Below are 26,854 nucleotides of genomic sequence, written 5' to 3'. Positions count from 1 at the left end.
GTTATCGATACTTCTTGAATCCCATCTCGCGGGCGATCTCGCGGAAGCACTGTCGGCAGAGATTGATGTCGTACTTGCCGACGAGTCCTTGCTCGCGACCACAGCGCTGACAGGACTCGATCTGTCCCGTCCGCTTTGCGGCGTGCTCGCCCGTGCGGTCGTCGTCCGCTTCTGTTTCGCTTTCACTCATCGTCTGCCTCCACGCTGACGTCGAAGTTCGCCCTGATGAACGCGAGCGCGTCCTCGGGGGTCAGTCGGTGCTTCGACGGGATCGACCGGGTGGCCTTGTCGCGCTTGGCGATCCGGTAGCCCGGACGCACCAGGTTGACGGTGACGTCCAGCCCGAAAATCCCGACGTTCGGGTCGTACTCCTGGCTCGGGAAGTCGGTATGTTCCTCGACACCGAAGCTGAAGTTACCCGTGTCGTCGAACTGGGCCGGGGAGAGTTCCGTCAGCGGCAGCGCCTTCTCGAGGAACTCGTAGGCGTCGTCGTCACGAAGGGTGACCTTCGTGCCGATCGGATCGCCCTGGCGAATGCCGAAGTCGGGTTCGGTCTTTTTCGCCTGGGTCCGGACGCTTTCCTGCTCCGTGATCTCCTCGATGATGTCTTCGGCTTTCCCGAGTTCGCGACCACCTTGACCGACGCCCATGTGGACGACGACCTTCTCGACGCGCGGTTCGCGCATCTCGTGGAAGTCGGCTTCGGCTTCGCTCATTCGTCATCACCCGTGAAGTTCTCGTCGATCACGACGACGTACTCCTCGACGGTCTCGAAGCCGCCGTCGTCCGTCGAGACGCCGACGCGGTTCGAGCCGCTGCCCGGCGTGACGTCGATCGCGTCGACCTCGCCGATCTTGCCACCGTGGTTGCCACGGACGGCCGTCACGAGCGCCCCCTCCTCGTAGGGGAAATGGGCGACGATCGATTTGTCGTCGTTGTCGATGACGATCGAGTCGTTTGCCTGGTACTCGTCGTCGTCGACGAGGACGTTGGTCCCGTCGTGCAGCGTGAGCTGCGTGTCGCCGCCGGGAACCTGCTGTTTGCCCTCGATCTTGCCGAGGCGGCTCTGGGCCGACTCCTCGTCGATCTCGGTCAGCGCGAGCCGACCGCCCTCGTCGGGGAAGACGCGGTAGTACTCCCCGCGACCGGGGAACGCGACGATGTCGAACATGCCGATCGGGCGCTGTTCGTCGTTGATCGCGTCGCCGTTGATGAGGATCGCGTCCTCGCTCAGGGCGTACCGTGCTTCCTTCCGCGAGTCCACGTAGCCGAGGACGTCCCGCAGGAGGACGACGAGCGGCACGCCGTCTTCACCGTGGGGACCGGCGTCGGCCTTGACCGTGAAGGTCTCGGTCTTTCGCTCGACCGGCCAGGACTTCGGTACCGATAGTCGTTTCTGGTGTTTCGTCATTCGCTATCACCTTCGAGACGCGCCTCGCGACGCTCGTCCTCGAGGTCGAGGTCCGTGATCCGGACGTTCGACGGGTCAAGCGGCCGCGGCACTTCCTCGCCGTCGGCCGTCTCGACGGTCACGTCCTCGACGTGAATCGTTCCGTCCTCGAGGATCGCGCGGATGACCTCGCCTTCGTCGCCGGCGTGGTCGCCGCGCATGACCTCGACCGTGTCGCCCGCGTTGACGCGGGTTCGACGGGTGTCGTACTCCTCGCGGAGGTCGTCGGACAGCGTCGCGTGCAGCTGCTTCTGTCGCTTGTGCAGCGGCGCGCGTTCCGTCTGCGTTCGCTGTTTGTGTGGTTGCTCGGTCATATCTATACGATCATCGTCGCCGTGCTGGCGATTGCTCCGAAGCGTTCCGCGACTTCGCGGGCGATCGGCCCCTTGATCTCCGTACCACGGGGCTCTTCGTTCTCGTCGATGATGACCGCCGCGTTGTCCTCGAACTTCAGTCGGGTGCCGTCGGGCCGGCGGATCGACTTCCGCTGGCGGACGACGACGGCCTCGAGGACCTGGCGGCGCATCTCCGGGGTACCCTTGGTGACCGAGACGGTCACTTTGTCACCGATCCCCGCCTTCGGCTGGCGGTTCTTGGTGCCGTGGTAGCCCGCGACGCTGATGACCTTCAGCTCACGCGCGCCGGTGTTGTCGGCACACGTGACCAGCGAGCCCTTCTTCAGGCCCTGCGTGACGTCGGCCTTCATCGCCTCCATCACTGATCACCCTCTTCTGCGGCGGCGAGGTCCTCGTCGGAAAGCGCCGGCTCAGGCTCGGCCTGGCTGGTCAGCTCCGCGAGGTCCTCGGCGGTCGCTTCCTCGGTTACTTCGACGACCACGTGCGATTTCGTCTTCGACAGTGGTCGGGTCTCTGCGATCTTGACCGTGTCACCGACCGAGAGCGGCTCGAGCACGCCCGGTACGTGTGCCGGGATGCGCGAGCGTCGTTTCATGTGTCGGTCGTACTTCGGGACCGCCACATCGTACTCTCGCTCGACGACTACGGTCTTGTCCATGTCCGTCGAGACGACCGTCCCCTCGAGGATCTGCCCTCGAACGGAGAGTTCGCCGTAGAACGGACACTTCTCGTAGTCGTATTCCTCCGGGTTCTCTGGTTCCGGAGGGGTGTCAACGTCTAGTCCTATTGCCATGGTGAGTCACCATTCGTTTCCGTGCGTCGGGCGGGTCGTGAGAGCAAGCGCGATCCATCGACCGTAACGTAGGCTACATCCTCGCCGGCGCTATCTACAGCAGCGGCGCAATCGTCCCCCGCTGCAGGTTGAGTGTCGGCCAGTTTGGACGCAGTCCCCGACCCCTTCGTGAGGTCGGCGGCGTCATCTGTGATCGCGAACTCGAACGTCGAGCCCGATTTCGGCACCATCACCACCCGAGACTCGCCGCTGTCACGGATCTCTACGGAGAGGGTCTTGGTCGTCTCGATGACGACGCGTCCCTCTATGCCCACCCGCGAGGAGTCGTCGCTCTCGACGACTCGGACGGGGAGCCCGTTGAGTTCGTGTCGCGGCAGTGTTTCGGGTGTTAGTGCCATTGGTGTGTGGTTATTCGTCGGTCGCTTCGTCCGCTACGTCGCCTTCCTCGCGCTGGATCGTCTTGATCCGCGCGATGGTGCGACCCAGCTCGCCGATGCGGCCCGGGTTCTCCGGGGCCCCACCGGCGGCGAGGACGGACTTCTGGTTCAGCAGTTCGGTCTCGAGTTCCTCGAGTTCTTCCGCCCGCTCGGCGGGCGTCATGTCGCGGATCTCTTCGACGTGGAGGATCGCCATCAGGCGTCACCTCCCTCGTCCGCGTCGTCGTCGGCCTCTTCCATCTCCTCGACGAGTTCCTCGGCCTCGGCTTCGACGTCTTCCTCGAGTTCCTCGAGGTCTTCCTCGACGTCCTCGTCGCCGCCGGGGACTTCGACCTCGTCGAACTCCTCGTCGCCGTCGACCTCTTCCTCGATGACCTCCTCGACGACGTCTTCGTCGAGGTCGGCCTCGGCGTCGGCCTCGTCGGCGTCCGCAGCGTCAGCCTCGGCCTCGGCGGCCTCGGCCTCCTCGGGTTCGCCCTCGAGGAGTTCCTCGACGCCGCCTTCCTCGTTGACCTCGACGGCGTCGGGGACGATCTCTTCGGGGTCCATGTCTTCGTTGACCTCGAAGTCGTCGGGCAGCTCCGCGCCCGGCGGGATGATCTTGACGTCGACACCGATGGTGCCGAGTTTCATGACCGCGACGCCCTGGCCGTGGTCGACGACCGTCTCGGCGGGCTCGCCGTTGTGCTTGATGTAGCCGCGGTTGAACTTCTCGACGCGCGATCGAGCGCCCGTGACCTTCCCCGACAGGACGATCTCGGCACCGAGCGCGCCGGCTTCCATGATCCGGTCGATCGTCGTGTGACCGGCCTTCCGGAAGTACCAGCCACGCTCGAGTGCGTTGGCCAGTCGGTCCGCGACGATCCGTGCGTTCAGGTCGGGTTCTTCGACCTCCTGCACGTCGATCTGGGGGTCCTCGAGGTTGAACCGCTCCTCGAGGGTCGTCGTGACCTTCCGGATGTTCTCGCCGCCCTTGCCGATGACCATCCCGGGCTTTTCGGCCTTGAGGACGATCTGGGTTCCCATCGGCGTCTTGGCGACGTCCATACCACCGTAGCCCGCACGGCCGAGTTCTTCCTGGAAGAACTCGTCGATCTGGGACCGCTGCAGGCCGTTCTCGATGAATTGATGTTCGTCAGCCATTAGCTATCGTCCTCCTCGTCTGTCTCCTGTTCTTCGACGACGATCTCGACGTCGACCTCCGGCGTGTTCCACGAAGACGCACGCCCCATCGCGCGGGGCTTGCGGCCCACGGACTCGCCGATCTTGTGGGCGGCGACGTGGACGATCTCCATGGACTCGCCGTCGAAGCCCTGATGGTCCGCGTTGGCCTCGACGTTCTCGAGCAGGTCGAGGAACTCCCCCGAGACCTTCTCGGGGTACTTGCCGGCGTCCCAGCCATCGACGTCGGAGCGATGCCCCGCGCCGGCGTTGTGGGACTTGAACGGGACCGACTGCTTCTCGTCGATTACGTCACGGAGGTACGCTTGGGCCTCGCCGACGGTCTTGCCCTTGATCTCGCGTGCGACCTCCTTGCTGTGCTTGTGGCTCATATGACGCTCCCGAAGCATGGCTTTCGCCGTGGCGTCGGGATCCGCGTCGACTGAGTAGTTGATTCCCATACGATAATCACTTCAGTGGGACGAACTTCGACGATCGGGTCGCGCCGATGCCGGCCTGACCGTGTTCGACGGAGGTCCGTGTCAGCTGGAACTCGCCGAGGTAGTGGCCGATCATTTCGGGTTCGACGCGAACGCGCTCGAAGGCCTGTCCGTTGTAGACCTCGAAGGTCAGCCCGACGAACTCGGGCAGGATCGGCATGTCCCGGAGATGCGTTCGGATCGGGTTGTTCGCCGTTTCCTCTTCGCCCGCTTCGCGGGCCTCCTCGAGCAGTTTCTCCTTTTCGACGGAGAGACCGCGTTCGATACTTCGCCGCTGTCGTGCGGGGAGCAGTTCCACGACCTCGTCGAGCTCCATCGACTGCAGCTCCTCGAGCGTGTGACCGCGGTAGGTGAACTCACCTTCGCGGCCGGTTCGGTACTCCTGACTCATTTGTTGCCACCTCGACCGGTGCTTCGGGATGCGATGTCACCGACCTTCCGTCCCGGCGGGGCGTCCCGAGAGACGGACTTGGGTTGGCCGGGATGCTGTCGGCCGCCGCCACCGAACGGGTGGTCGACGGCGTTCATCGCGACACCGCGGACACGGGGCCACTTCGTGCCCCGGGCCTTCATCTTGTGGTACTTGTTGCCTGCCTTGACCATCGGCTTCTCCGTGCGGCCGCCACCGGCGACGACGCCGATGGTGGCACGACACTGCGGATCGAGGCGCTTGACCTCGCCGCTGGGAAGCTGAATGACCGCCGCCGACCGGTCGTGGGTGATCAGGTCGGCGTTGGTCCCCGAGGCGCGGGCGAATCGGCCGCCATCGCCGGGGTTGGACTCGACGTTACAGACCGGAACGCCCTCCGGGATCTCGGCCAGCGGCAGCGTGTTGCCGGGCTTGATCTCGGCGGAGACGCCGACCTGCAGTTCCTCGCCGACCGAAACGCCCTCGGGGGCGAGGATCAGTCGCTGGTCGCCGTCTTCGAACTCGACGGCGGCGACCGGTGCGGATCGGGCCGGGTCGTGTTCGATGTCCACGACCGTCCCGCGCACGATGTCGTCGTCTTCCTCTTTCTTGTGGTCGAGCTTCGCCTTGTATCGGTGGGACGGGGCACGGAACGTCGAGGTCCCGCGGCCGCGTCGTTGGCCCTGAATGCGTCGTCCCATGTTCAGAACACCCCGATTCGCGAAGCGACTTCCTGAGCGTCGTCTTCCTCGGAGAGGCGGACGATCGCCTTCTTTTTGCCGTTCATCGTTACCTGCGTGTTGATGTTCTCGACGGAGATTTCGAACCGCTCCTCGACCTCGTCCCGAATCTCGGGCTTGGTCGCGTCCGGATTGACGACGAACTGGAGCTTGTTCTCGAAGTCCATGTCGTTCATCGCCTTCTCCGTGACCAGCGGGTGTTCGATGGCCGAACTCATCGCTCGGCCACCTCCTCGAGCGCGCTTTCGGTCCAGACGGTGAGCCGTCCGGGCTGGGCGCCGGGTGCGAGATCCTCCGCGTTGACCTCGGCGGCCGTCGTCACGTCGGCACCGGCGAGGTTCCGGGCCGCTCGGGACGGGCCGGTCTCGCTGGCGGTGACAAAGAGGATCGACGTCGGCGTCTTGTACTTGCGGCCACGGGCTTTCCCCTGACCGGAGCGGACGCTGCGTCCCTCGTCGGCGCGTTCGATGTCGTCCGCGAGGCCGGCTGCCTCGAGGAAGTCGACGACCTCGCGGGTCTTCTGGAGGTCCTCGAACTCGTCGTCGACGACGACGGGGATCTCGGCGTCTTCGTCGAACTCGTGGCCGCGCTCGGCGACGAGTTCGGCGTCGGTCGTCGCAGCGATGGCGCTGCGGACGGCCAGTTTCTTTGCTTTCGTGTTGATCGATTCGGACTGGTCCTTCTCGGCTTTCGGCGGGTGGGCCTTGCGTCCCTTGACGGCCTGGGGAACGCGGCGAGCGCGACCCTCCTGTCGTGGGACGTGGGCCATCCCGCGGCCGCTACCGAACGATTCGGCCGGCGTTCGGAGGCCGGCGAACTCGTCGGAACCGTAGTCCTGTTTTCGGTTTGCCTGCGCGGCGCGAACGGCACGAGCGATCAGGTCCGGGCGGTACTGGGTCTCGAAGACCGCCGGGAGCTCGATCGTGTCCGCGTCCGAGCCGTCCAGGTTTCGTACTGTTGCGTCCATGTGTTATCCCTGGTTGGATGCGGTGGAGACGTACCGGACCTCGGGATCGAGGCGCGGCTGGTCTCCGGGTCGGATCGCCGGGCGGAAGCGTACGAGACGCTGCTGTGGCCCGGGGAGCGAGCCCTTGATCAACGCGTGCGGGCCGTCGACCTCGCCGTAGTTAACGAAGCCGCCGTCGACCGTCGCGTCAGCGCCCTCGCCGATGTCGACGAGGCGCTTGTTCAGTTCCGTCCGCTGGTGGTAGCCGGTCTGGCCCTGCTGGGGGACCGTCGAGCGGACGCGGGAGGGGTTCCAGGGGCCGAGGTTGCCGATGCGGCGACGCCAGCCCTGCCGGGCGTGTTTGCCCTTGCGTTTCTGGACGCCCCATCGCTTGACGGGACCCTGAGTCCCTTTCCCTTTCGTGACGCCGCTCGCGTCGACGTACTCGCCGGCGCGGAACACGTCGTTCATGACGTGTTCGCCGCCGTCGGCGACGGTCTCGAGGGCGAAGTCGACGCGCTCCTCGACGGAGCCGCCGCCGACGCGGGTTTCCATCACGTCGGGTTTCTTCTTCGGTACCGAGGGAATCTCGGTGGGCACCGTATGCGTGATGACGCGGACGTCGTCGACGCGTCCCTCCGAAAGGAGGCCCCGAAGCTCGTCTTCGGCGGCGTCGACGTCGTAATCGTCACCGGGAATGTCGAGAACCCGATCGAGTTCCGGAACGAACTCGTCGGTCCAGACCTCGGTAATCGGCTTCTTCCCGTACGGTGTGTCTTCGTACGCTCGCAGCGCGACCGCGCGCATCGGCGGCGTCTCCACGATCGTCACGGGGACGGTCTCTTCCATCCCTTCGGTCGGCGAATTCGCTTTATCGTCGACCATGACGACGTGGGTCATGCCGGCCTTGTAGCCCGCGAAGCCCTGCAGCGTCGGCTGTCCGTCAGTGTCCGGCCACGAATTGAAACGCGGGACCTCGCTGGTCGCACGCTTTCGTGGGCCGAACCCGAGTGAGCCTTTGCGTGGTGTATTTGCTTGTGGCATGCTTTCACTCTCGCAGTGAGAGGGACGCGAGGGTAGCGAACAGAGCCTCCTCCGTTCGCACGACCTCGCTTCCCTGATCCGGAACCGTGTTTAGCCAGAGGTCGAACCCCGGATCGGCTGTGGGTTCGACTCCGTCATCCTCGCCGGCGGCCGCGTCCTTCGGGGCCCCGACGGCGGATGCCTCGATTTCGAGGATATCCGGCAGCCCTCGTTCGGGCGCACCGAACGCGACGGTCATCCCATCGCCCTCGATGCGTCCGGCCAGCGTCTCGAGCCGCCCGACGGTGAGTTCTTCACCGAATCGGGAGGCGGCGATACGGACGCCGGCGTCCTCACGGCCGAGTGCTGTCGAAAGGTCCGTCCGCTCGACGGCGAGCCCCGGAAGGGGAACGTCTTCGAGTTTCGCCCGGACCGGTCGTCGCGAAGAGATCCTGACGGTCACGCGCTCCCCCTCCTCGACCGCCATTTTCGGCGGTACGTTGAGGGAGATCGGGTGTTGCAGTCCGCAATTGACCCGGACGCGCCCTTCAGGTCCGACCTCGGTCACGATCCCTTGTCTTGACGACCCCGAACCGTTCGATTCGGAGCCGGTCTGTGACACCGCGCGGAGCGGTGGCAAGACGCCCGCATACTCCAGTTCGTCCCGCATCCCCCACGCCTCGTTGCGGAGGTAGGGGGGCGTCGCGGCGTACCGCAAGACGGTTTCCACGAACCCGCCGTCGAACCGCCCCGTCTCGCCGTCCCGGTCGGGATAGACGAGCAGGCGGTCGGCCCGGAAGACCGTCGCCGCGCGGGCGACGTATCCGAGTTTGCGAGTAGCCTCGCGTTTGTCCTCGGCTTCCCGGCTGAGCGACGACGGCACGAGTATGCTGACGGTCATGCCGAAACGCTTCGGCGCCGCGTCACTAGACTGTAGCGATGTATTGCGGAGAGGGTCTTAAAAGAATAGCGGATTCGATCCCGGCTGTCAACGGCTCACACCGACGAATTCGTGCCGAACGGACACACACTCGCGTGTGACGACTAGTCACGATCGACCGACGTCCGACCCGGCCCATGTTGCCGCCTTTGGGGCGGAACTGTCGGCCCGATAACTCGAGAATCGCCATGCTGCAGCATGGCGATGCGGGTTCGATTCGCAACCCTTATACATCCATCCGACAGTAGGTATGAGTGCAGCGAGGCGCTGCGGGCGCTGGTAGTGTAGTGGTATCACGTGACCTTGCCATGGTCACAACCTGGGTTCAAATCCCAGCCAGCGCATTTTCGCTGAACACCAACGACGACGAGCGAAGCGAGTCGTCTGTTCAGCGAAAATCGTTCTGGGCTTGAATCAGACCGAGGTTCTGCGAGCAGAGCGAGCAGGTTCTCGAGCGTGGTTCAAATCCCAGCCAGCGCATTTCTGTCGTACTCAACTCCGTTAGTGACGGAGATCGTCCTGAATCTTAACGAGAGATGTCTCAGTCCGCGAGCGAGCGGAACCGTCTCCGTGTCGTTCGAACTCCGGCCAGCGCACTTCTCCGAAGCCGACGCCTCGAGCGGCCGCGATACGCAATCGTGCGGGTGCGGTGAGTTCGGAACACCTCCTCGAGTCGGCGCGGCTCCGACGGATCGGCACACGGAGAGTCGTAGCGACCGTTCGTGGGCGACGGCTTCGGCGGCGGCCAGCTAGTCGATCGTCACGACGTCGGGCCCGGTGTCAGTCTCACCGCCCTCGGCGGCGAGGTCCTGCAGGGCCAGTTTCAGGTTCCATTTGTTGGCCTTCCAGACGGCGTCGAAGGCGACGCCGAGGACGGGAACGGAGCCGATGACGGTGTCGACGCCGACGTTCGCGATCATGCGCACCAGCGTCGATAGCGAGACGCCGAGCCGTGCGGCCTCGGCGACGAGATACAGCGAGACGGCCCCCGCGACGGTGTCGCCCGCGCCCGGGAGGATGCCGACGATCGGGTCGAGACCGATCCTGAAGTCCGTTCCCGGAACCGGCACCCCCTCGTCGAGGGCGTGTGCGACGACGCGCATTCGCGTGACCGCCGCGTCGTCGACGGCCGCAGGGAGGTCGTCGATAAGTGTCTCCAGGTCCGAACGCCGCTCGGTTGTGTCGGAAGCCATGGGAACGATTGGACGCCCGTGTGGATAAGGACGCGGACGGACGTGGCAAGCGGGCATGGATATTGATGGGCATCGTACCGGCGACGGGTCGGGAGCCGATGGCCGGCAGGCGTCGCGAACGCGCGGACGGATCGCCGCGCTCGAGCGAGACGGTCGCGATCGGCGTTCGACGCCAGTCCACCGGCGGAGATCGACGAGCCTAACCGGCGCTTTCGCGGGCAAAGTTCGAATTTGCCCCGAGACAGCGGACGGGAACCGGTGCTTACCCCCGCTCGAGCGGTCGTGAACGACCGTGATAGACGGATGCCAGCGTATTTTCATTCAATTACTAATCCGCGGACGTATTTCACGTATGAGTACTATTGTCGCCTGCGAGTGGCTTTTATACTATGAGTAACTACAGTCTAATACACGATTGAACGATCAGATATAGCAATGCAGACAGAAATCTCACCCGCAGCGGGCACGGACGATCTCCAGTACGACCAGCCCAACGATCGGTACGTCTTCCACCACGATCCCGACGGTACCGCGACGATCACGACGACGATCGTCCACGCGCTCGCGTCGATCGCGGAGACCGACGTCTCCCAGGGGGAGTTCTCCCTCTACGACAGCGTCGACCCGGACGCACTCGATCGAATCTTCGGCACGAAGGCCGACGGCACCGAACGTACCGGCGGCCACATCGCCTTCACCGCCCTCGAACACGAGGTGTACGTCTACGCGAACGGCGACGTCATCATCTACCCACCTGCGGAGACGCCTCGAACCCCGACGACGAACTGAGGTCACACGTCCCGTCCTGATCGTTTTTCCGGCGACGCTCACTCCCCAGCGCCGCGACCGGCCGAACCGACGAGCGTCCGCGATCGAACCGATGCTCGAGCGGGCGATCAGCGGCGAAGCCGGCCGCATGGCACGGCTTTAGGGTACTCCCGATCATCACCGCCGCCCATGACGGTAGTCGCGCTCTTGAGCGTCGCACCGGTGATCGAGGACAGCATGGCCGGCGAGGTCGCGAAGGCGGTCGACGCCCTCGAGGACTTCGACGTGAGCTACGAGACGAATCCGATGGGGACGGTGATCGAGGCCGAGAGTACCGACGAACTCTTCGCGGCCGCGCAGGCGGCTCACGACGCGGTCGACGCCGACCGCGTGAGTACCGTCCTGAAGATCGACGACAAGCGCACTCGTGAGGTCGACGCCGCGGAGAAGGTCGCGGTCGTCGAGGACCACCTCGGCCGACCGGCCCGAAGCCGGGAGGAGTGAGCGATCGACGACCCGGTCGACGGTAGGTTCTCGAGGCGGAACACCCGGCACCGATCTGACAGCCGTCAGCCACTGGTCGGACACGAACGGACAAACGGTTTTACCCCGGAGGCTGAATCCCGCCCCATGGAAAGTCTCAATCGCATGGCGATCGAGCTGGTCGACGAGGCCCTCGACTACGCCGAGGAGTTGAACATCGGAGGCTACGACCTCGAGAACGAATCGACCGTCCTGGACTTCGGCCTGGAATTCGACGGCGGTATCGAGGCCGGCCTCTTGCTGACCGAGATCCAGACCGCCGGGATGGCGACGCCGAGCTACGAACTCGGCGAACTCGGGGACGCGTCGATCCCCTACGTCGAACTCTCGACCGACCAGCCGGCGCTCGCGCTGCTCTGCTCGCAGAAGGCCGGCTGGGAGCTGACGACCGAGGACTTCGAGGGGCTGGGCAGCGGTCCGGCCCGGGCGCTGGTCGCCCGCGAGGAGGAGTTCCGCCGGATCGGCTACACCGACGCCTTCGATCTGACGGCACTGGCCCTCGAGACCGAACAGGAGCCGACCGCGGCCGCGGCCGACCAGGTCGCCGACCTCGCGGAGGTCGAGACGAGCAGCGTCTTCCTGCTTGCCTACCCGACCGCGAGCCTCGTCGGCTCGATCACCAACGCCGCCCGCGCGGCCGAACTGGCGACCTTCCGGCTCTCGGAACTGGGCTACGACCCGCTTGATATCGTCTCCGCGACCGGGCGCGCGCCCGTCGCGCCCGTCGCGGGCGACGAGCGCACGGCCATCGCGCGCACGAACGACGCCATCGCCTACGGCGGCCGCGCCCACCTCACCGTCCGCGAGGACGCCGACGTCTTCGACTCGGTGCCCTCGACGGCCGCGGAGGACCACGGCCGTCCCTTCGGCGAGGTCTTCGACGACCTCGACTGGGACTTCGAAGAGGTGCCGTCGGATCTCTTCGCGCCCGCGACGGTGACGATCGACGTGATCGGCGGGCCCACCTACGTCCACGGCGAGACCGACGAGGACCTGCTCGTCGACTCCTTCGACCTGTAGCCGTGCGGTTCAAGCCGGTCCCCGAGCCGCCCGCCGACTTCGAGACCCTCGAAACTGTCTACCGCGCCCTCCCCGCGGCGGTCGACGACGTCGACGACTGCTGTGCCCACCTCGTCGAGGAGACGCCCCTCGAGGACCGCGAGGAAGCCGCGACGTGGCTCACCTTCCTGCGTGCGCTCGAACTCGCGGTCGAAGAGTCGGGGAGTTTTCGCCGCCGTGAGACGGGTTCGAGCGGGGACGCGGCCGAGCCGGCGGTACTCGAGCGCGGGCGGCTCGGCCGATCGTTCCGGGCACGCGTCGACGGCGCCGACGCGGTGTGTACCGCGCTCGAGGACGCCGTGGAACGCGGTTCCACGAGCCCCGACTCGCAGGCTCGACGGGACGCCGACGAGCCGCTGACCGTCGCCGAGGTCGTCGAACGGCTCCGCGAGGATGGCTCGAGCGCCGATCGGCGGCGGTCCGGCCGCCCTCGAGTCGATCCGGAGCGGACCGAGCGGCTCCTCGAGTGGGCGGTACTGCTGGGGCTCGCCGAGCGAGTGGACGACGGCTATCGGGTCGCGCTCACGCGCGAGTAAAAAGGTCTCCCGAGGCGTTACTCGTCCGAGAGCCGGCCGGGCGACCACTCGGCGTCGAGTTCTTCGTGGGTGTACGGCTTCGCGTCCTCGCCGGCGTAGGTCGCGACGAGCTGGCCGTCGCCCTCGAGGTGGTACTTGTAGGTGGTCAGCCCCTCGAGCCCGACGGGACCGCGGGCGTGGATCTTGCCGGTGCTGATGCCGACCTCGGCACCGAGCCCGAATCGGTAGCCGTCGGCGAAGCGGGTCGAGGCGTTGTGGAAGACACTCGCCGAGTCGATGCTGCGCATGAACGTCCGCGCGCGCTCGTCGTCCTCGGTGACGATCGACTCGGTGTGTTTCGAACCGTGGGTCGTAACGTGGTCGATCGCGGCCTCGAGCGAGTCGACGACCCTGATCGAGACGATCAGGTCGCCGTACTCGGTGTTCCAGTCGTCTTCGGTCGCGGCCGCGACGTCGACGATCTCGCGCGTGGCCTCGTCGCCGCGGATCTCGACGTCGGCGGTTTCGTAGCGGTCGGCGATCGCCGGCAGGAACTCCGCGGCGACGTCTTCGTGGACCAGCAGGGTCTCGACGGCGTTACAGACGGCGGGGTACTGGACCTTGGCGTCGTAGGCGATGTCTTCGGCCATCGAGAGGTCGGCCGCGTCGTCGACGTAGACGTGACAGATCCCCTCCGTGTGGCCCAGCACGGGAATGCTCGTGTTGTCCTGGATGTAGCTGACGAACGCGGAGCTGCCCCGTGGCATCAGGAGGTCGATCGAATCGTCCATCTCGAGTAGCCGATCGACGTCCTCGCGGGCCTCGATGTGCTGGGCCCAGCCGTCGGGGATCCCGGCGTCGGCCGCGGCCTCCTCGATGGTCTCGAAGAGGATCCGGTTGGAGTGCAGCGCCTCGCTGCCGCCCTTGAGGATCACGGCGTTGCCCGATTTCAGGGCCAGTGACGCGATCTGGACGAGCGCGTCGGGCCGGGACTCGAAGACGGTGCCGACGACGCCGATCGGGACTGCGACCTTGTACAGCTCGAGGTCGTCGTCGAGTTCCCGCGCTGAGAGGGTCTTCCCGAGGGGGTCGTCTTGCTCGGCGACGCTGCGGACCATGTCGGCGATGCTCTCGATTTTCGACTCCGAGAGCTTCAGTCGGTCGACCAGCGCCTGCGTGTACTCGCCTTCCTCGAGCAGCCGCTCGCCCTCTTCGACGTCTTTCTCGTTTTCGGCGAGGATTTCGTCGGTTCGGGCCTCGATGGCGTCGGCGATCTCGTACAGCGTTGTCTTCCGCTCCTCGTCGGACAGTTTCGCCAGCTCGAGGGCCGCGCCCTGTGCCTCCGCGACGTCGGCTTCGATGTCGGTTTCAGTCATCGCTCACACCGTTGATGGGAACGAATATGGTACCCACGGGCTTGGCAGTAGCGATCTTCTCGAGGACGTCGGGCGCGGTCGACTTCGCGATGACCGCCGGGACGCCGTGTTCGCTGACGTCGCGTGCCCCCTCGACCTTGGTCTTGATGCCGCCGAAGCCGTCGGACGTGGTCTCGCTGATGATCCCTTGAACGTCGTCGTAGTTGGTGCCGACGGCGTCGATGCGCTCGGCGTCGTCGTCTTCCTTCGGGTTGCCGGTGTAGACGCCGCCGACGTCGGTCAGCGTCACTAACAGATCGGCGTCGACGCCCATCGTCGTCGCCGCCGAGAGCATGTCGTTGTCGCCGATTCGGATCTCCTCGGTCGCGACGGCGTCGTTCTCGTTGATGATCGGGACGACGCCCCAATCGAGCAGCGTCTCGATCGTATTCCGCAGGTTCGTGAAGCGTTCGGGGTTCTCGAGGTCGTGCTGGGTCAAGAGCAGTTGTGCGACCTTTCGGCCGTAGCGGTCGAAGCTCTCCGTGTAGCGGTGCATGAGGAGGCTCTGGCCGACGGTCGAGAGGGCCTGGGACTCCTCGACGGTGCCGCTCGACTGTTCGATTCGACCCGTCCCGGCCCCGATCGAGCCCGAGGAGACGAGAATGACTTCTTTGTCCCGCTTCAGGAGGTCCTCGAGGTCGTCGACGAGCTTGTCGAGTTTCCCGTCGTCGAGATTCGAGTCCTCGTCGGTCAGGGAGTTGGTCCCGGCCTTGACGATCACCCGGTCGGCGTCGGCCGCCAGCCGTCGTGCTTCCTCGACGCCCGACTCCTCGAGTTCCTCACGCATCGTTCTCATCGCCGAACTCGGCGGCCAGTTCCGCGGATCGTTCTTCGGCCGCCCGGACCGCCGCGGTGACGTCCGCGTCGGCGTCGCTGTCCCACAGGACCTCCATGCCCTCGATGGTCGTCCCGTTGGGTGAGCAGACGGCGTCGATCAGTTCCTCGGTGCTGCGGTCCGACCGGAGGACGGTCTCGGCCGCGCCCTTGAACGTCTGGGCGGCCAGCGTCTCCGCGTCCGACTCCTCGAGACCGCCTTCGACGCCGGCCTCGGCCATGGCCTGAATGAGATAGAAGACGAACGCGGGGCCGCTCCCGTTGACGGCGGTCGCGATGTCCATCTGTCCCTCGTCGATTTCGGCGAACTCGCCGACGTCGTCGAGCAGCTGCCGCACCTCGCCGGGGATGTCGTCACCGGTGACGGCCGCGGCCATATCGCCCGTCTCGGCGGCGAGGTTCGGCATGATCCGGACGACGTTCGCGTCGGTCCGGGCCTCGACGTAGTCGGTCGGGACGCCCGCGGCGATAGAGAGCAGCGTCTGGTCCGGCGAGAGATCGAGATCCGAAAGCACCGCGCCCACGATGTCCGGCTTCACGGCAACGACGACGACGTCGGCGTCGGTCACCGCTTCGGAGACCTCCGAAGTCGTGTGATCGACGTAGTCGGCGACCGACTCGAGTGCGTCGGGATCGAGGTCACACGCGGTCACCGTGTGATTCCCCGATCGATGGAGGCCCTTTATCAGGGCACTCCCCATGTTGCCACAACCGATAACGCTCGTCTGTACCATCTTGCTCTAACGGAGGAACCGAGGCGGTCATACCAACTTTGGTTTCGTTCGGTCGAGAGGACCGTCGCGTTTCCGGAGCCGACGGCGATCGTCTCGTCCCGGAGCGGTCAGCCGAGCCCGAGGATGACCGTCGAGATTCCCTCGACGATCGTCTCCCAGACTGAGAACCCCGTCAGGAGCTGTAACAGCGTGTCGAGCCCGAAGAAGAGGAACAGTCCCGCACCGGCGAAGTGGGCCAGCCTGGCGTCGAAGCGGTGGGAGAACCGGTGGAAGAAGTACGCGTTGGCCGCGCTCACGGGGACGATCGCGAGCATCTCGCCGGCCCAGATCGCGGGCCGGGCCCCGTACTCGATCGCCAGCCCGATCGTGACGAGCTGGGTCTTGTCCCCGAACTCCCCGATGGCCATCAGGACGAAAATCGGGACGAACCCCCGGAGGTACGGCGGCACGTCGTAGCCGAGCAGCGAGACGTCGACCGCCTCGCCCGTCGCCGTACCGCCGTTTGTCGCCACCCGTCGCCGACTCGTGCCGGGTGCCGACCGGACGAGCAGCACCGCGAAGGCGAGGAACAGCCCCGCCGTGATCACCTCGAGGTAGACGGCGGGCACCGCGCCCTGGATCGCCGCGCCGAAGGCGATCTCGAGGGCCGTCCAGCCGGCGAAGGCCGTCGCTGCGGCGGCGACCACGATCCGGGGATCGTATCTGGTCGCCAGCCCGGCGATGATGAACTGGACCTTCTCGCCGGGCAGCACCGACAGCTGCAGGACGAACGCGGCGACGAGAACCTCGAGCCAGCCGGTCATGCGAGTCGCGACGGCTGCGAGCGCTCGACGACGATCCCAATCACGTCGTGGTTTAGCCGCGTCTAATTAATACGTTTTGCGGACGAAAGGGAGCGAAACCTGCCCGATCGGAACGCTGCCCGAGCGAACCCGGCCATTCGGCCGCTCGAGCGGGGCGAACGAAACCCGAACGCCCGGTCACTCCATCGGGGTGACGTCGGTCACCGTCCCGACGCCCTTGCTGCGGCCCTCGCGGAAGACGAACTTCTGGCCCTCCTCGACGAGGTACGGGCGGAACTTGAACCGGACGGTCGTCGTGCCGGAATCGCCCGGCAACAGCCGGCCGTTCTCCGGATAGAAGGCCGCGGCCTCGCCGATCGTCTCGAGGTGGACGACGGGTTCGTACCCCTCGCCGATCCGGGTGGGGTGGTTCAGCACCATGACCTCGGCCTCGAACTCCCGGACGGGGTCGGGGTCGGCCTCGCGGGGCAGCAAGACCATGCCGCGCTCGATGGCGCTCTCTTTGATCCCCTTCAAGGCAATGCCGACGATCCGGCCGGCCTGCGCTTTGTCGACCCGATGGTAGTGCATCTCGATCGATCGGACCTCGACTTCCTGAAAGCGGCCATCGGCCATCGGCCCGATCAGGAGTTCGTCGCCGGCCTCGACTTCGCCGGCCATGACGGTGCCGGAGGCGACCGCGCCGACCCCCGTAACCGAGTAGCTGCGGTCGACGTACATCCGGAACTCGCCGGTGTCCTGGGACGTCTTGGGGAGTCGGTCGAACAACTCATCCAGCGTCTCGAGGCCGTCCATGGTGATCGCGCTGGTCTCGACGATCGGAACGACACGCTCGCTGATCTCGTCGACGGCGGCGTCGACGCCGTGACGGGAGACGCGAAGCGGCGACTTGTCGACCTCCCGGAGGAGCCGCTCGACCTCGCGTTCGACCTCGTCGACGCGTTGCTGGTCGACGGTGTCGGTCTTGGTGATCGCGACGATCGTCGGGAGGTCGGTCGCGAGCAAGACGCCGAGGTGTTCCCGCGTGGTGCGGGTGGGGCCGTCGTCGGCGGCGACGACCAGCAGGCCGTAGTCGAGTTTCTGGCCGACGAGTCCGCGGATGGTCGTCCGGAGCCACGGCTCGTGGCCGACCGTGTCGACGAAGGAAACGAGCCGGTCGGCGTTCTGGACGACGTCCGCGCGGTCGGCCTTGCGATTCGGATTCCGGACCCGGACCGGCCCCTCATCGTCGAAGCCGTAGACGGCGTAGGACAGATCGGCGGAGAGGCCCCGCTCGACCTCGTGGGGCTGGACGTCGAGGAAGGCCCGTGTCGCGCCGTCCCCGTCGTCGGCTTTGCCCGTGACCAGCGACCCGACGAGCGTACTCTTCCCGTGGTCGACGTGGCCGGCGGTCCCGACGACGACGTGTTCGTCGTCGGTCTCGAGGACGCCGCCCTCCCGGACCTGTGCGACGCCGACGAGCCCCTCGTTTATGCCCCACGTCTGGACGTCCTCGATGTGGGCGTCGGCCTCCTCCGCGAGCAAGGAGAGGACGTCCATCGTCTCGGAGAAGGTGTCGGGATCGATACCGGCGAGACCGCCGTCGTCGGTGACGCCGACGACGTAGGTCGCCTCGCCGTCGCCCGAGAGGAGTCGATGTCGCAGTTGCGCGGCGAGGCTCTCCCGCCGCCCACCCTCGAGGTGGACGTCCCGTGACAATCGCTCTTTGAACTCGACGTTGCCACCGTCCTGTTCGCCACGGTCCAGGGCCCGCTCGAGGAGGGCCCGGTCACGGCTCATGTCCACTGGTAGGCAGGCACACGGCAAAAGCCTTCCCGTGGTTTGGGACAGTATAGCACAGTAGGCCGCCCGATTCGGGACGGCCGACGTCTGCCAGTCGAACGTGCCGGGCCCGGTTTCAAGCCCCTCGAGCGCGTACCCTCGCTATGAGCGTTAGCGGCCTCTGTCAGATCTGTGAGTCCCGGCCCGCACAGGAGCGGTGTTCAAACTGCGGGACGCTGGCCTGCGAGGTTCACTTCGATGAGAGCATGGAGCTGTGTGCCGACTGCGCGTCGCAGGCCCAGCCGGGGCCGGGCAACGACGACGTGGAGATCAACCGGTTCTGAGCGTGACCTCGATCCGCGACCTGCTGGGCGAGGCGGTCGGCGTCGGGCAGCGGTACCGCCTGCGCCTCGAGGAGCGCGACGGCGTCCTCATCGCCGCCCACCCGAACGACTCGAGTCCGATGGATATCGCCGTCGTCGAGGGACTGGACCGGCTCGAGGAGCGACCACCAACTGACCCGGTGACGGTCGAGATCGTCGATCGGGTAGTCGACGGGCGGATCGCGGGGCGGGTGGTCGCGTCCGATCCTCAAGACGCGTAACGTTTTGCCGTTCTCGTTGCTGTGTCCCGGACTGTCGCTCCCCCGATACTGCTCGAGGACGGCCTCGAGATCGTCCCAGTCACTCGAGTCGAATACGGACAGTGGAACGATCGAAGCGATAGACAGTGGCCCATGTTCGACGAAGGACACGTCTCAAACGATACGGTCGGCTTTCGTCGTCTATCGTACTGATCGGTCGCTCACTCTTCGTTGTGAAGGTTCGTAACGTCCATCACGTCCTCGAGCGGCCGGATCTCGAAGTCACTATCGGCAACCACGTATTCGTCCCCGGTCGAACGTGCAGTTGCGGCGATCATGGCGTCTCGGTGGGACAGTTCGCTTCCGTCCTCGATAGCCTCATTCTGTAACCGTGAGGCTTCCAAAGCCAGCTGTTCGTTGAACTCGAGCGCCTGCACACCGCTGAATTTCTGCCGTTCTTCGGTCGGGTCGAAGTCCGGCGATCCCGCGGGCCCGTTCAGGACCTCGAACACGCAAATCGTCGACGTCCACCACGGCTGTCGTTCATCGAGATACTCGATGACAGTTCGGTCGTTCCGCAGGTATTCGATGATGGTCGAACTGTCGAGAAACGTCATCGCCAGTTCTCCCGAGACTTCCTGATCGACTCCTTTGCCCGTTCTGCTTGCTCGTCCGACCATGCCCCGGCTTCGATCGGTTCTTCAGTAGCGGTGACTCGTTCTAAGAATTCGTCCCAGGTTTCGCCGTCTCGCTTCAATCGGTCCAACCGTTCTTTGGTGGCCGAATCGACCGGAATAGACGTTCGACTCATATGAATTCATAGTGAATTCATCTTTGTAGGTGTTTCGCCGGCGCGAGGAGTACGCCGACCACCGCTGTACCGACGACGATCATTGACTCGAGATCAGTGCGATCGCCTCGAGCGCGCCAGCTACTCTCGGTACTGATTGAGCCGCTTCTTGAGTCGCTTCGCGGCCTGCCCGCTGGCCCTCGCGAAGTCTTCCCCATCGTTTTCCCCGGCGAAAATGATTCCTCGTGAGGAGTTGACCAGTCCAACACCGTCGGCCAGTCCGTACTCGACGGCTGCCTCGGCGTCGCCGCCCTGCGCGCCGATCCCGGGCACGAGGAAGGGCAGATCGGGCACCTGCTCGCGCAGTTCCTCGAGTTCCTCGGGCTTGGTCGCGCCGACGACGAGCCCGACGTTGTCGTTCTCGTTCCAGAGGTCCGCGAGCGCGGCGACCCGCTCGTAGACGGGTTCGCCCGTCTCGAGTTCGAGGTCCTGAATGTCGGCCCCGCCCGGGTTGGAGGTCCGACAGAGGACGAAGACGCCGGCCTCCTCGTTCGAGAGGAACGGCTGCAGCGAGTCCCGGCCCATGTAGGGGTTGACCGTGATCGCGTCGGCCTTCTCGAGCAGTTGGGCGTACTGGCGGGTCGTGTTGCCGATGTCGGCCCGTTTGGCGTCTAACAGAACCGGCACGTCCTTGCCGTGGGCGTAAGCGATGGTTTCCTCCAAGGCGGCCCAGCCGTCCGGGTCCTCGTAGAAGGCGGCGTTGGGCTTGAACGCGGCGGCGTGTTCGTGTGTCGCGTCGATGATGCGGCGGTTGAACGCCCACCGGGTGAGGTCACGATCCTGCAGGTGGTCGGGGAGTCGCGACGGGTCGGGATCGAGCCCGACCGAGACGACGCTGTCGACCGTTCGGATGCGGTCGTGCAGGCGATCGAAGAAGTTCATGGCGGGAGTGGCCCCGCGACGGTCGAAAAGGTTGCTATCCGGGCCGCCCGAACCGGCGGTCTGCCGACCCACACGCTGCGAGCGACGGCCGCGTCCCGACGCCGTTCCAAATCCTTCAGGCATCACGTACTTCGTTCGTATCCTGATCGAACACTGTATGGATAGCCGACGGAAATCGCAGTCGCTCTCGAGTCGCCTCCGCGAACGGGTCCGATCGACGCTGCTGGTGCCGGGACGCTCGCGGGACACGGAGACGGACGGTGGCACCGACGCGGCGGAAGCGTCGGCAGGAGACCGCGGCGGGGACCCGGACGCGCCCGGCAACCTGTTTCACTGTTCCAAATGTGGGATCGTCTACATCGACGCCGAGAAGCGGGTCTGTTCGCAGTGTGAAACCGACGTAGAACGGGTTCGATCGACGCTCGCCTGTAACCGGTAGGCCGCGAGCGCACTGCCGGCGGTCAGACGGTCGACTGTACGTCACTGACGGTGCAACCGCAGAGCGTCGCGGTTGCACCGGGACATCGTTCCAGCGAACCGTATCAGGCCTCGAGGATCTCGATCAGGTTCCCCTCGGGATCGCGCAGGAACATGATCGTGGTGCCGCTCTCGGTCGTCCGCGGCCCGCTGATCGTCGGCACGTCGTCGGGAAGGTCGGCGGCGAAGGTTTCGAGATCGTCGATCGAGAGTCCGACGTGGGAGGCACCCGGCTGGTTGAGTCCCGCCGCCGGCGAGCCCCGGGCTTCCGGCTCGTACTCGACGAGTTCGATCCGGACGCCGTCGGCCTCGAGGTGAGCGAAATCGGCGCTCGCGCCCTCGACTCCGACGGCCTCGGCAAAGGCCTCGCCGCCGACGCCGAACCGATCGACGACGGTGAGACCGAGCGTATCGCGGTAGAACGCGAGCGTCTCCTCGAGATCGCTGACCGTGAGGCCGACGTGGTGGGCACTGCAGTCTGTCATGAGTCGGTCGTCCCAGCGCGAAGAAAAAACGCTTCCGTCTGCGGGCAGCGGTCGGGGGCCGGCGCGGCGGCGTCCACCGCTTTACGCCATCAGTCGTCCGCCATCGAAGCGAGGTCACTCGCCTGCTGTCGCAACGCGGCCGGCATCGCGGGAACGTCGCTCGCCGAAACCGCCCCTTCGGCCTCGAGTTCGTCGAGGGACTTCGGGAACGCCCGCAGTTCCGTGTGGATCGCGAGGCCGGCCTTCGCGCCCTGGCCCATCGCGACGGGGATCTGGTTGTGGCCGGGCGTCAGGTCGCCGACGGCGTAGAGTCCGTCGACGCTCGTGCGCCCGTGGTCGTCGACCGCAACCGTACCATCGTCATTGATCGCAGCGCCGAGTGACGCCGCAAGGTCGTTGTTGTAGTCGCTGCCGTACATCGCGAAACCGCCCCGGTACTCGCGGACGCTCCCGTCCTCGAACTCGAGCGCCTCGAGCCAGCCGTCGTCGCCGTTGCGGACCCCGGTCACGTCCTCGTGAACGATATCGACGGGGTGGCCCTCGAGCAGCGCCGCGGTCTCGTCGCTCCACGTCGGCTCGTCGCCCCGGAGCAACAGGTCGACGTCGTCGGTGAAGTTGAGCATGATCATCGCGACGTGGGCCGCGCTCTCGCCGTGGCCCATCACGTAGACCGGTTCGTCGACGAACATGTAGGCGTCACAGTGGAGACAGTAGTGCAGTCCGCGGCCGGTCCGGGGCAGCGGCGGGTCGGGCCGCTCGTCGCTGAAGCCGGTCGCGAGGACGACGCGGTCCGCGACGGCGGGCCCCTCGGTCGTCTCGAGGTCGAACGAGTTGCCGGCGCGTTCGATACCGGTCACGAACTCCCGCCGGTAGTCGGCCCCGTAGGACCGGAGCTGATCGACGGCCGTGGAGAGGAACTCGTTGCCCGACACCGACTCCGGGGTGCCGATGACGTTGTGCGTGTCCTGCATCATGGCCGCGCGGCCGCCGCCGCGGTCGAAGACGGCGGTCTCGTGGCCGAGCCGCGCGGCGTACAGCGCGGTCGTCAGTCCCGCCGGGCCGCCGCCGACGACGGCGACGTCGTACCGGCGGTCCGCTGCGATCGAATCGCGGGTCGTCCCATCTGACTCACTCATGGTAACTCGGTTACGACCGCTCACGTATAACTGTCAGCTATCGTTGAGGTAACCCGGTTACTGGCCGGTAAGTGACCCGCGCCAGCCCGACTATCTGGGTCGAACGGTAACTGATAGTAAGTCAGTAACAGGTGGTAACTATAAACGACTCCAGCACCAACTCACATGCATGGAAGAGTCGACGCGGGAACTCGAGGTCTGGTGTGCTGGCGAAGAATGGTGCCCGATCACCTCGACTGCGACGCTGCTGGGCAAGAAATGGCATACTGTTATCATTCACCGCTTGCTCGCCAACGGCCCGCTCGGGTTCAACGCCCTCGAGGCGGAGGTCGACGGCATCTCGAGCAAGGTCCTCTCGGACGCCCTGGAGGATTTGGAGGAGAAACGGCTCGTGAACCGCGAGATCGTCAGCGAGAAACCGGTCCGCGTCGAGTACTCGCTGACCGACCTCGGCCAGTCGCTCGAGCCCGTCATCACGGAGATGCGCGAGTGGGGGCGCGAACACCTCGCGGCCGCGGCGGACGAATCGGAGTCGATCGCCTGATCGGGCTGCTGGAACGATGTCCCGGTGCAACCGCAGGCAGTCACGGTTACATCGGAAACGACCGACGGTAGTCCGCTAGATCCGGCGTCCCTGCGGTCCGGTTCGGTGCCGGGCCGAGACAGTCCGGTCAGTAGTTATGTAGCTCCCCAACGATACGGTCGGTATGCGCGATCCGTTCGTCGTCGTCGGCGGTGACGCAGCCGGAATGTCCGCGGCGAGCAAGGCCAGACGCGAGGCACCGGACCGCGAGATCGTCGTCTTCGAGAAGGGGGAGTGGGTGTCCTACGGAGCCTGTGGGCTGCCCTACTACGTCAAGGGGGAGATCCAGTCGCTCGAGGACCTCGTCTCGGTCACGCCCGAGGAGTTCCGCGAGGAGCGCGACATCGACCTCCGGACGGGCCACGAGGTCGTCGCGATCGACACCGAGGCCCGGACGGTCACCGCCGAGAGCGAGTCGGAGACAGTCACGCAGACCTACGGCGACCTCCTGATCGCGACCGGTGCGGAAGCCGTCGTCCCGTCGATCGACGGCACCGACCGCGAGGGCGTCTACACGCTCGGCTCGATGAGCGACGGGAAGGAACTCCGCGAGTACGTCGCCCGCGCCCGCGACGGCGAGGGCCTTCAACAGCCCGATCGGGGGCCGGCCTGTCGCTACCTCGAGGACTGTACCGGGCCGGTCGGCGTCGTCGGCGGCGGCTACATCGGGATCGAGATGGCGGAGGCGCTGGCCGAAAACGGGTTCGAAGTGAACCTCTTCCAGCGCGGCGACCGCGTACTGAAAGGCTTCAGCGACGAGACCAGCGAGTACGTCGCCGATCACCTCCGGGACGAGGACGTCGCGCTCCATCTAGGGGCGGAAGTCAGGGAACTCGCGGGCGGCGACCACGTCGAGGCCGTCGTCACCGCCGACGACCGGATCGAGGTCGAGATGGTCCTGCTCGGCACCGGCGTACGACCCCGAACTGATCTCGCCGAAGACGCCGGGATCGAACGCGGCGAGACCGGCGCCATCGCGACCGACGCCTACCGCGAGACGAGTGCGCCCGACGTCTACGCCGCCGGCGACTGCGCGGAGGCGACCCACGTCGTTACGGGCGAGCCGACCTACGTCCCGCTCGCGCTGACGGCCAACCGCCACGGGCGCGCGATCGGGCAGACGGTTACCGGAACCCCGACCGAGGGCGGCGGCGTCGCCGGCACGGCCGCTGTCAAGGCCTTCGACGTCGAGGCCGCCCGTACCGGACTCGTGGACCACGACAAGGCCCGCGCGGCCGGTTTCGATCCCGTCAGCGAGACGGTGACGGCGAAGTCGCGGGCTGGCTACTACCCCGACGGCGGGAACGTCCGGCTCACGCTGACCGCCGACCGCGACTCCGGACGCGTCCTCGGGGCCAGCCTCGCCAGCGAGTACGGCGAGGGCGCGGTCCATCGGAGCCACGCCGTCGTCGCCGCGCTCTCGGAAGGCGCGACCGTCGCCGACGTGGAGAACTACGACCTCGCGTACGCGCCGCCCTTTAACACCACCTGGGACCCCGTCCTCGTGGCGGCGAAGGTCCTCGGCGGGACCCTGCAGGACTGAGTCGCTCGAGTCGGTCGGCGCTCGACCCGTTTCGCCGGCGATCACGCGAGGAAAACGAGGGGGCTCGTCGGATCGTCAGCAGCCAAGTGCGTCGGCTAGGTCGTGGAACGACGTGACGGTCAGGTCCGGATCGCCGGCGATCGCCTCCCACGGGCGCCCCTTCCGATCGACCCACGCGCCCTGCATGCCGGCGTGTTTCGCGCCCATGACGTCGTACCAGCCGGCGGTGACGTGGACGATCCCGTCGATCGGGGTGCCGGTCCGGGCGGCCGCGTGGCGGTAGAGTTCGGCGGCCGGCTTGAACGTCTCCACCTCGTCGGCGCTGATCGTGTCCGCGAGGAGGTCGCCGACGTCGGCGTGGGCGACCATCGAGGAGAGCATATCGGGGTCGCCGTTCGAGACGACGTAACAGTCGTAGCCGCCCTCGCGGAGCCGCTCGATACCGTCGCGGACGTCGTCGAAGACCTCGAGTTCGTGATAGACCGCGAGGATCTCGTCGCGCTCGTCGGGGTCGACGTCGACGCCGTGGACGTCCAGCGCGTACTGCAAAGCGTCGCGGTTCATCTCGTAAAACGGCTGGTAGGCGTCGAGGACGTTCGCGACGAGCGTGTACTCGAGCGATCGGAGCCGCCAGAGCCGCGAGATCGGTTCGGGATCGTCGACCCGGTCGGCGAGCGCCCGTTCGGCCGCGTTGACGTCGACGATGGTGCTGTACGAGTCGAACGTCACGGTCTCGACCGCGTCGGGATCGAACGCCATGGGTCCCCCTACGTCCCCGGGCCGGTAATTCGTGTGGTCGGCGGGCAGCCCGGCCCCGATCGAAGTCGAACGCTTGCTCGCCGTCGAGCCCCATCCGTCGGGGAGTCGTCCCAGCGAGGGAGAGCTGTGGGCTGACTGTGGACAGCGGCCGGCGCGGTCACTCCCACATAAAATCGCTCACGAGACCGGGAACAACCGTCTTCGCGAAGTGGGAGGCGAGGACGACGACGATCGGCCCGAGGAACAGCCCCCACCAGCCGAACGCGAGCGTGCCGAGGAAGTAGCCCAGGAGGACAAGCCCCATGTGGACGCCGCTGCGCGCGGAGAGGAACGACCGCGCGAAGAAGTCGGGGATGGTGTCGACGACGACCAGCGTGAGCGCGAAGAAGACGAGCGGGTGCCAGAGCGGCTTCGGCGTCGTCAGCGCGACCCCGAGGAGGACCAGTCCGTAGGGCACGTAGACGATCTTCATGCCGACCGCCGGGACCAGCGTCCCGATGCCGATGAGCAGGGCGAGCAGGACGGGCGTCGGGACGACTGGGCCGCTCGAGGCGACGAAGTTGAGGCCGTAGTAGACGACGACGGCCGCACCGGCCGCGACCACGATGACCGCCAGATTGCTGAGAAAGACCGTCTCGAGGTCGTCGTCGACCGCCTGCGTGTACGAGACGATGTCGTCGTCGTGGTCGACGCTCTCGTAGAACCACTGTCGCAGCTTCCAGTCGTCGCGCAGGAGATAGAAGAGGAAGGTAAGCATGAGGAAGAACCGCGCGAGGACCCCGAAGACGGCCGCGGCGACCGACTGCAGCCGGCCGATAACCCCCGGTAGGTCCTGCCGGAGGACGCTCGTGACCGAGCCACCCGAACCGGAGGTGATCGCCTCCCGAAGCTGATCGATATTTCCCCGTCTGGCCACCCGCAGATACGGCTGGAGCGTCGACCGGACGACCTCGAGGTCGCTCGTGGAGAGGAACTGATCCAACTCCCTGAGTCCGACGACGATCGCGTAGCCGACGACGGCCAGCATGGGGAGGATGACGAACAGTATCGTCGCCGTCGCCGTCACGTTCGGGTGGTCGATGACCCGATCGATCTGCCGGTAGAGCGGCCGAATAGCGTAGTATAGGAATACCGCGAAGAGGAGGGGGGCCGATATATCGGAAGAGAGCGAGCCCG

The 26,854-nt window shown here is 66.2% G+C and carries 38 protein-coding genes and 1 tRNA gene; 10 read left to right on the top strand and 29 right to left on the bottom strand.

The window, feature by feature from the left end; genetic code table 11:
* Position 1: 1 nt before the first annotated feature.
* Genes ACSBP4_RS05595 through ACSBP4_RS05520 form a run of 16 tightly spaced genes read right to left on the bottom strand, consistent with a single transcriptional unit; the run spans position 2 to position 8,716 of the window.
* The gene (locus tag ACSBP4_RS05595) at positions 2–190 is read right to left on the bottom strand and encodes a 30S ribosomal protein S14 (protein ID WP_006651026.1); all 189 of its coding nucleotides are present in this window, start codon (positions 188–190) and stop codon (positions 2–4) included.
* On the bottom strand, positions 183–716 hold the full coding sequence (locus ACSBP4_RS05590) for a 50S ribosomal protein L5 (RefSeq protein WP_006180009.1): 534 nt from the start codon (positions 714–716) through the stop codon (positions 183–185). The genes ACSBP4_RS05595 and ACSBP4_RS05590 overlap by 8 nt, the downstream gene beginning before the upstream one ends.
* Positions 713–1,411 carry a 30S ribosomal protein S4e gene (locus ACSBP4_RS05585; protein ID WP_006651025.1) on the bottom strand — a complete coding sequence of 233 codons (699 nt, stop codon included), beginning with the start codon at positions 1,409–1,411 and terminating at the stop codon, positions 713–715. Before ACSBP4_RS05585 ends, ACSBP4_RS05590 begins: the two co-directional genes overlap by 4 nt.
* On the bottom strand, positions 1,408–1,764 hold the full coding sequence (gene rplX, locus ACSBP4_RS05580; protein ID WP_006651024.1) for a 50S ribosomal protein L24: 357 nt from the start codon (positions 1,762–1,764) through the stop codon (positions 1,408–1,410). Before rplX ends, ACSBP4_RS05585 begins: the two co-directional genes overlap by 4 nt.
* A gap of 2 nt (positions 1,765–1,766) precedes the next feature.
* Positions 1,767–2,165 carry a 50S ribosomal protein L14 gene (locus tag ACSBP4_RS05575; RefSeq protein WP_006180012.1) on the bottom strand — a complete coding sequence of 133 codons (399 nt, stop codon included), beginning with the start codon at positions 2,163–2,165 and terminating at the stop codon, positions 1,767–1,769.
* Positions 2,165–2,599 carry a 30S ribosomal protein S17 gene (locus ACSBP4_RS05570; RefSeq protein WP_006180013.1) on the bottom strand — a complete coding sequence of 145 codons (435 nt, stop codon included), beginning with the start codon at positions 2,597–2,599 and terminating at the stop codon, positions 2,165–2,167. Before ACSBP4_RS05570 ends, ACSBP4_RS05575 begins: the two co-directional genes overlap by 1 nt.
* A complete protein-coding gene (locus ACSBP4_RS05565; protein ID WP_435551603.1) occupies positions 2,590–2,997 on the bottom strand; it encodes a ribonuclease P protein component 1 in 408 nt (135 codons plus the stop codon). The genes ACSBP4_RS05570 and ACSBP4_RS05565 overlap by 10 nt, the downstream gene beginning before the upstream one ends.
* Before the next feature lie 10 nt (positions 2,998–3,007).
* The gene (gene rpmC, locus ACSBP4_RS05560; RefSeq protein ID WP_006651022.1) at positions 3,008–3,232 is read right to left on the bottom strand and encodes a 50S ribosomal protein L29; all 225 of its coding nucleotides are present in this window, start codon (positions 3,230–3,232) and stop codon (positions 3,008–3,010) included.
* Positions 3,232–4,179, bottom strand: coding sequence for a 30S ribosomal protein S3 (locus ACSBP4_RS05555; RefSeq protein ID WP_435551602.1), 948 nt, complete (start codon positions 4,177–4,179; stop codon positions 3,232–3,234). The genes rpmC and ACSBP4_RS05555 overlap by 1 nt, the downstream gene beginning before the upstream one ends.
* Entirely contained in the window at positions 4,179–4,658 is a 480-nt protein-coding gene (locus ACSBP4_RS05550) for a 50S ribosomal protein L22 (protein ID WP_006651020.1), read from the bottom strand. The genes ACSBP4_RS05555 and ACSBP4_RS05550 overlap by 1 nt, the downstream gene beginning before the upstream one ends.
* Before the next feature lie 7 nt (positions 4,659–4,665).
* Positions 4,666–5,088 (bottom strand): 30S ribosomal protein S19, encoded by a 423-nt coding sequence (locus ACSBP4_RS05545; RefSeq protein ID WP_006180018.1) that lies wholly within the window; start codon positions 5,086–5,088, stop codon positions 4,666–4,668.
* Complete coding sequence (locus ACSBP4_RS05540) at positions 5,085–5,807, bottom strand: 50S ribosomal protein L2 (protein ID WP_006651019.1); 723 nt, start codon at positions 5,805–5,807, stop codon at positions 5,085–5,087. The genes ACSBP4_RS05545 and ACSBP4_RS05540 overlap by 4 nt, the downstream gene beginning before the upstream one ends.
* Before the next feature lie 2 nt (positions 5,808–5,809).
* Positions 5,810–6,064 (bottom strand): 50S ribosomal protein L23, encoded by a 255-nt coding sequence (locus ACSBP4_RS05535; protein ID WP_006651018.1) that lies wholly within the window; start codon positions 6,062–6,064, stop codon positions 5,810–5,812.
* The gene (rpl4p, locus tag ACSBP4_RS05530; RefSeq protein WP_049966078.1) at positions 6,061–6,813 is read right to left on the bottom strand and encodes a 50S ribosomal protein L4; all 753 of its coding nucleotides are present in this window, start codon (positions 6,811–6,813) and stop codon (positions 6,061–6,063) included. The genes ACSBP4_RS05535 and rpl4p overlap by 4 nt, the downstream gene beginning before the upstream one ends.
* Positions 6,814–6,816: 3 nt before the next feature.
* Positions 6,817–7,836, bottom strand: coding sequence for a 50S ribosomal protein L3 (locus ACSBP4_RS05525; RefSeq protein WP_006651017.1), 1,020 nt, complete (start codon positions 7,834–7,836; stop codon positions 6,817–6,819).
* 4 nt (positions 7,837–7,840) lie between these two features.
* Positions 7,841–8,716, bottom strand: a complete 876-nt coding sequence (locus ACSBP4_RS05520) for a putative RNA uridine N3 methyltransferase (protein ID WP_006651016.1) — start codon at positions 8,714–8,716, stop codon at positions 7,841–7,843.
* 312 nt (positions 8,717–9,028) lie between these two features.
* Between ACSBP4_RS05520 and ACSBP4_RS05515 the strand changes: the two genes are divergently transcribed.
* Positions 9,029–9,099: transfer RNA gene (locus ACSBP4_RS05515), tRNA-Gly, on the top strand.
* A gap of 405 nt (positions 9,100–9,504) precedes the next feature.
* Here ACSBP4_RS05515 and ACSBP4_RS05510 read toward each other — a convergent pair.
* Positions 9,505–9,948 carry a DUF4112 domain-containing protein gene (locus tag ACSBP4_RS05510; RefSeq protein WP_049966077.1) on the bottom strand — a complete coding sequence of 148 codons (444 nt, stop codon included), beginning with the start codon at positions 9,946–9,948 and terminating at the stop codon, positions 9,505–9,507.
* Positions 9,949–10,383: 435 nt separating this feature from the next.
* Between ACSBP4_RS05510 and ACSBP4_RS05505 the strand changes: the two genes are divergently transcribed.
* The 4 genes from ACSBP4_RS05505 to ACSBP4_RS05490 all read left to right on the top strand — a co-directional run bounded on the left by ACSBP4_RS05505 (position 10,384) and on the right by ACSBP4_RS05490 (position 12,854).
* A complete protein-coding gene (locus ACSBP4_RS05505; protein ID WP_006651014.1) occupies positions 10,384–10,737 on the top strand; it encodes a HalOD1 output domain-containing protein in 354 nt (117 codons plus the stop codon).
* A 168-nt stretch (positions 10,738–10,905) separates the two neighbouring features.
* Positions 10,906–11,220 (top strand): MTH1187 family thiamine-binding protein, encoded by a 315-nt coding sequence (locus tag ACSBP4_RS05500; RefSeq protein ID WP_049966076.1) that lies wholly within the window; start codon positions 10,906–10,908, stop codon positions 11,218–11,220.
* Positions 11,221–11,346: 126 nt separating this feature from the next.
* Positions 11,347–12,279: a methenyltetrahydromethanopterin cyclohydrolase gene (mch, locus tag ACSBP4_RS05495; RefSeq protein ID WP_435551601.1), complete on the top strand. Its 933-nt coding sequence runs from the start codon at positions 11,347–11,349 to the stop codon at positions 12,277–12,279.
* Positions 12,280–12,281: 2 nt separating this feature from the next.
* Entirely contained in the window at positions 12,282–12,854 is a 573-nt protein-coding gene (locus ACSBP4_RS05490; RefSeq protein WP_435551600.1) for a hypothetical protein, read from the top strand.
* A 17-nt stretch (positions 12,855–12,871) separates the two neighbouring features.
* Here ACSBP4_RS05490 and ACSBP4_RS05485 read toward each other — a convergent pair whose 3' ends face one another.
* The 5 genes from ACSBP4_RS05485 to ACSBP4_RS05465 all read right to left on the bottom strand — a co-directional run bounded on the left by ACSBP4_RS05485 (position 12,872) and on the right by ACSBP4_RS05465 (position 18,398).
* Positions 12,872–14,209, bottom strand: a complete 1,338-nt coding sequence (locus tag ACSBP4_RS05485) for a glutamate-5-semialdehyde dehydrogenase (RefSeq protein WP_435551599.1) — start codon at positions 14,207–14,209, stop codon at positions 12,872–12,874.
* Positions 14,202–15,035, bottom strand: a complete 834-nt coding sequence (proB, locus tag ACSBP4_RS05480; RefSeq protein ID WP_006651009.1) for a glutamate 5-kinase — start codon at positions 15,033–15,035, stop codon at positions 14,202–14,204. The genes ACSBP4_RS05485 and proB overlap by 8 nt, the downstream gene beginning before the upstream one ends.
* Entirely contained in the window at positions 15,028–15,816 is a 789-nt protein-coding gene (proC, locus tag ACSBP4_RS05475; protein ID WP_084813338.1) for a pyrroline-5-carboxylate reductase, read from the bottom strand. The genes proB and proC overlap by 8 nt, the downstream gene beginning before the upstream one ends.
* A gap of 107 nt (positions 15,817–15,923) precedes the next feature.
* Positions 15,924–16,619: a TMEM165/GDT1 family protein gene (locus ACSBP4_RS05470; RefSeq protein ID WP_435551598.1), complete on the bottom strand. Its 696-nt coding sequence runs from the start codon at positions 16,617–16,619 to the stop codon at positions 15,924–15,926.
* A gap of 177 nt (positions 16,620–16,796) precedes the next feature.
* Complete coding sequence (locus tag ACSBP4_RS05465; protein ID WP_049966071.1) at positions 16,797–18,398, bottom strand: GTPBP1 family GTP-binding protein; 1,602 nt, start codon at positions 18,396–18,398, stop codon at positions 16,797–16,799.
* Positions 18,399–18,544: 146 nt separating this feature from the next.
* Here ACSBP4_RS05465 and ACSBP4_RS05460 point away from each other — a divergent pair, with 146 nt between their 5' ends.
* Positions 18,545–18,724, top strand: a complete 180-nt coding sequence (locus tag ACSBP4_RS05460; RefSeq protein ID WP_015298763.1) for a hypothetical protein — start codon at positions 18,545–18,547, stop codon at positions 18,722–18,724.
* 2 nt (positions 18,725–18,726) lie between these two features.
* A complete protein-coding gene (locus ACSBP4_RS05455) occupies positions 18,727–18,984 on the top strand; it encodes a hypothetical protein (RefSeq protein ID WP_435551597.1) in 258 nt (85 codons plus the stop codon).
* Positions 18,985–19,184: 200 nt separating this feature from the next.
* Here ACSBP4_RS05455 and ACSBP4_RS05450 read toward each other — a convergent pair whose 3' ends face one another.
* From ACSBP4_RS05450 to pyrF, 3 genes are all read right to left on the bottom strand, one after another.
* The gene (locus ACSBP4_RS05450; RefSeq protein ID WP_049966894.1) at positions 19,185–19,580 is read right to left on the bottom strand and encodes a PIN domain-containing protein; all 396 of its coding nucleotides are present in this window, start codon (positions 19,578–19,580) and stop codon (positions 19,185–19,187) included.
* A complete protein-coding gene (locus ACSBP4_RS05445; RefSeq protein WP_076782722.1) occupies positions 19,577–19,774 on the bottom strand; it encodes a DUF7557 family protein in 198 nt (65 codons plus the stop codon). The genes ACSBP4_RS05450 and ACSBP4_RS05445 overlap by 4 nt, the downstream gene beginning before the upstream one ends.
* A 120-nt stretch (positions 19,775–19,894) precedes the next feature.
* Entirely contained in the window at positions 19,895–20,695 is an 801-nt protein-coding gene (gene pyrF, locus ACSBP4_RS05440) for an orotidine-5'-phosphate decarboxylase (protein ID WP_435551596.1), read from the bottom strand.
* A 157-nt stretch (positions 20,696–20,852) separates the two neighbouring features.
* On the opposite strand from pyrF, the gene ACSBP4_RS05435 reads away from it, so the two are divergent.
* Positions 20,853–21,134, top strand: a complete 282-nt coding sequence (locus tag ACSBP4_RS05435) for a hypothetical protein (RefSeq protein ID WP_049966068.1) — start codon at positions 20,853–20,855, stop codon at positions 21,132–21,134.
* Between the two features lie 103 nt (positions 21,135–21,237).
* On the opposite strand, the gene ACSBP4_RS05430 is transcribed toward ACSBP4_RS05435, so the two are convergent.
* Positions 21,238–21,657 (bottom strand): VOC family protein, encoded by a 420-nt coding sequence (locus ACSBP4_RS05430; protein ID WP_435551595.1) that lies wholly within the window; start codon positions 21,655–21,657, stop codon positions 21,238–21,240.
* Between the two features lie 89 nt (positions 21,658–21,746).
* Positions 21,747–22,793 (bottom strand): NAD(P)/FAD-dependent oxidoreductase, encoded by a 1,047-nt coding sequence (locus tag ACSBP4_RS05425; protein ID WP_435551594.1) that lies wholly within the window; start codon positions 22,791–22,793, stop codon positions 21,747–21,749.
* Between the two features lie 169 nt (positions 22,794–22,962).
* Between ACSBP4_RS05425 and ACSBP4_RS05420 the strand changes: the two genes are divergently transcribed.
* Together ACSBP4_RS05420 and ACSBP4_RS05415 are read left to right on the top strand one after the other, a co-directional pair.
* Positions 22,963–23,337 (top strand): winged helix-turn-helix transcriptional regulator, encoded by a 375-nt coding sequence (locus ACSBP4_RS05420; protein ID WP_006650976.1) that lies wholly within the window; start codon positions 22,963–22,965, stop codon positions 23,335–23,337.
* Positions 23,338–23,500: 163 nt separating this feature from the next.
* On the top strand, positions 23,501–24,919 hold the full coding sequence (locus ACSBP4_RS05415) for an FAD-dependent oxidoreductase (RefSeq protein WP_435551593.1): 1,419 nt from the start codon (positions 23,501–23,503) through the stop codon (positions 24,917–24,919).
* Between the two features lie 75 nt (positions 24,920–24,994).
* On the opposite strand, the gene ACSBP4_RS05410 is transcribed toward ACSBP4_RS05415, so the two are convergent.
* Both ACSBP4_RS05410 and ACSBP4_RS05405 read right to left on the bottom strand, forming a co-directional pair.
* On the bottom strand, positions 24,995–25,678 hold the full coding sequence (locus tag ACSBP4_RS05410; RefSeq protein ID WP_435551592.1) for a haloacid dehalogenase type II: 684 nt from the start codon (positions 25,676–25,678) through the stop codon (positions 24,995–24,997).
* 157 nt (positions 25,679–25,835) lie between these two features.
* Positions 25,836–26,792 carry an AI-2E family transporter gene (locus ACSBP4_RS05405; RefSeq protein WP_435551650.1) on the bottom strand — a complete coding sequence of 319 codons (957 nt, stop codon included), beginning with the start codon at positions 26,790–26,792 and terminating at the stop codon, positions 25,836–25,838.
* Between the last annotated feature and the right edge of the window lie 62 nt (positions 26,793–26,854).

The sequence above is a fragment of the Natrinema sp. CGMCC1.2065 genome (assembly GCF_051225675.1).
Classification (GTDB): domain Archaea; phylum Halobacteriota; class Halobacteria; order Halobacteriales; family Natrialbaceae; genus Natrinema; species Natrinema thermotolerans.
The sequence above is the reverse complement of the archived record's forward strand: the minus strand, read 5'-3'. Positions and strand labels throughout refer to the sequence as shown.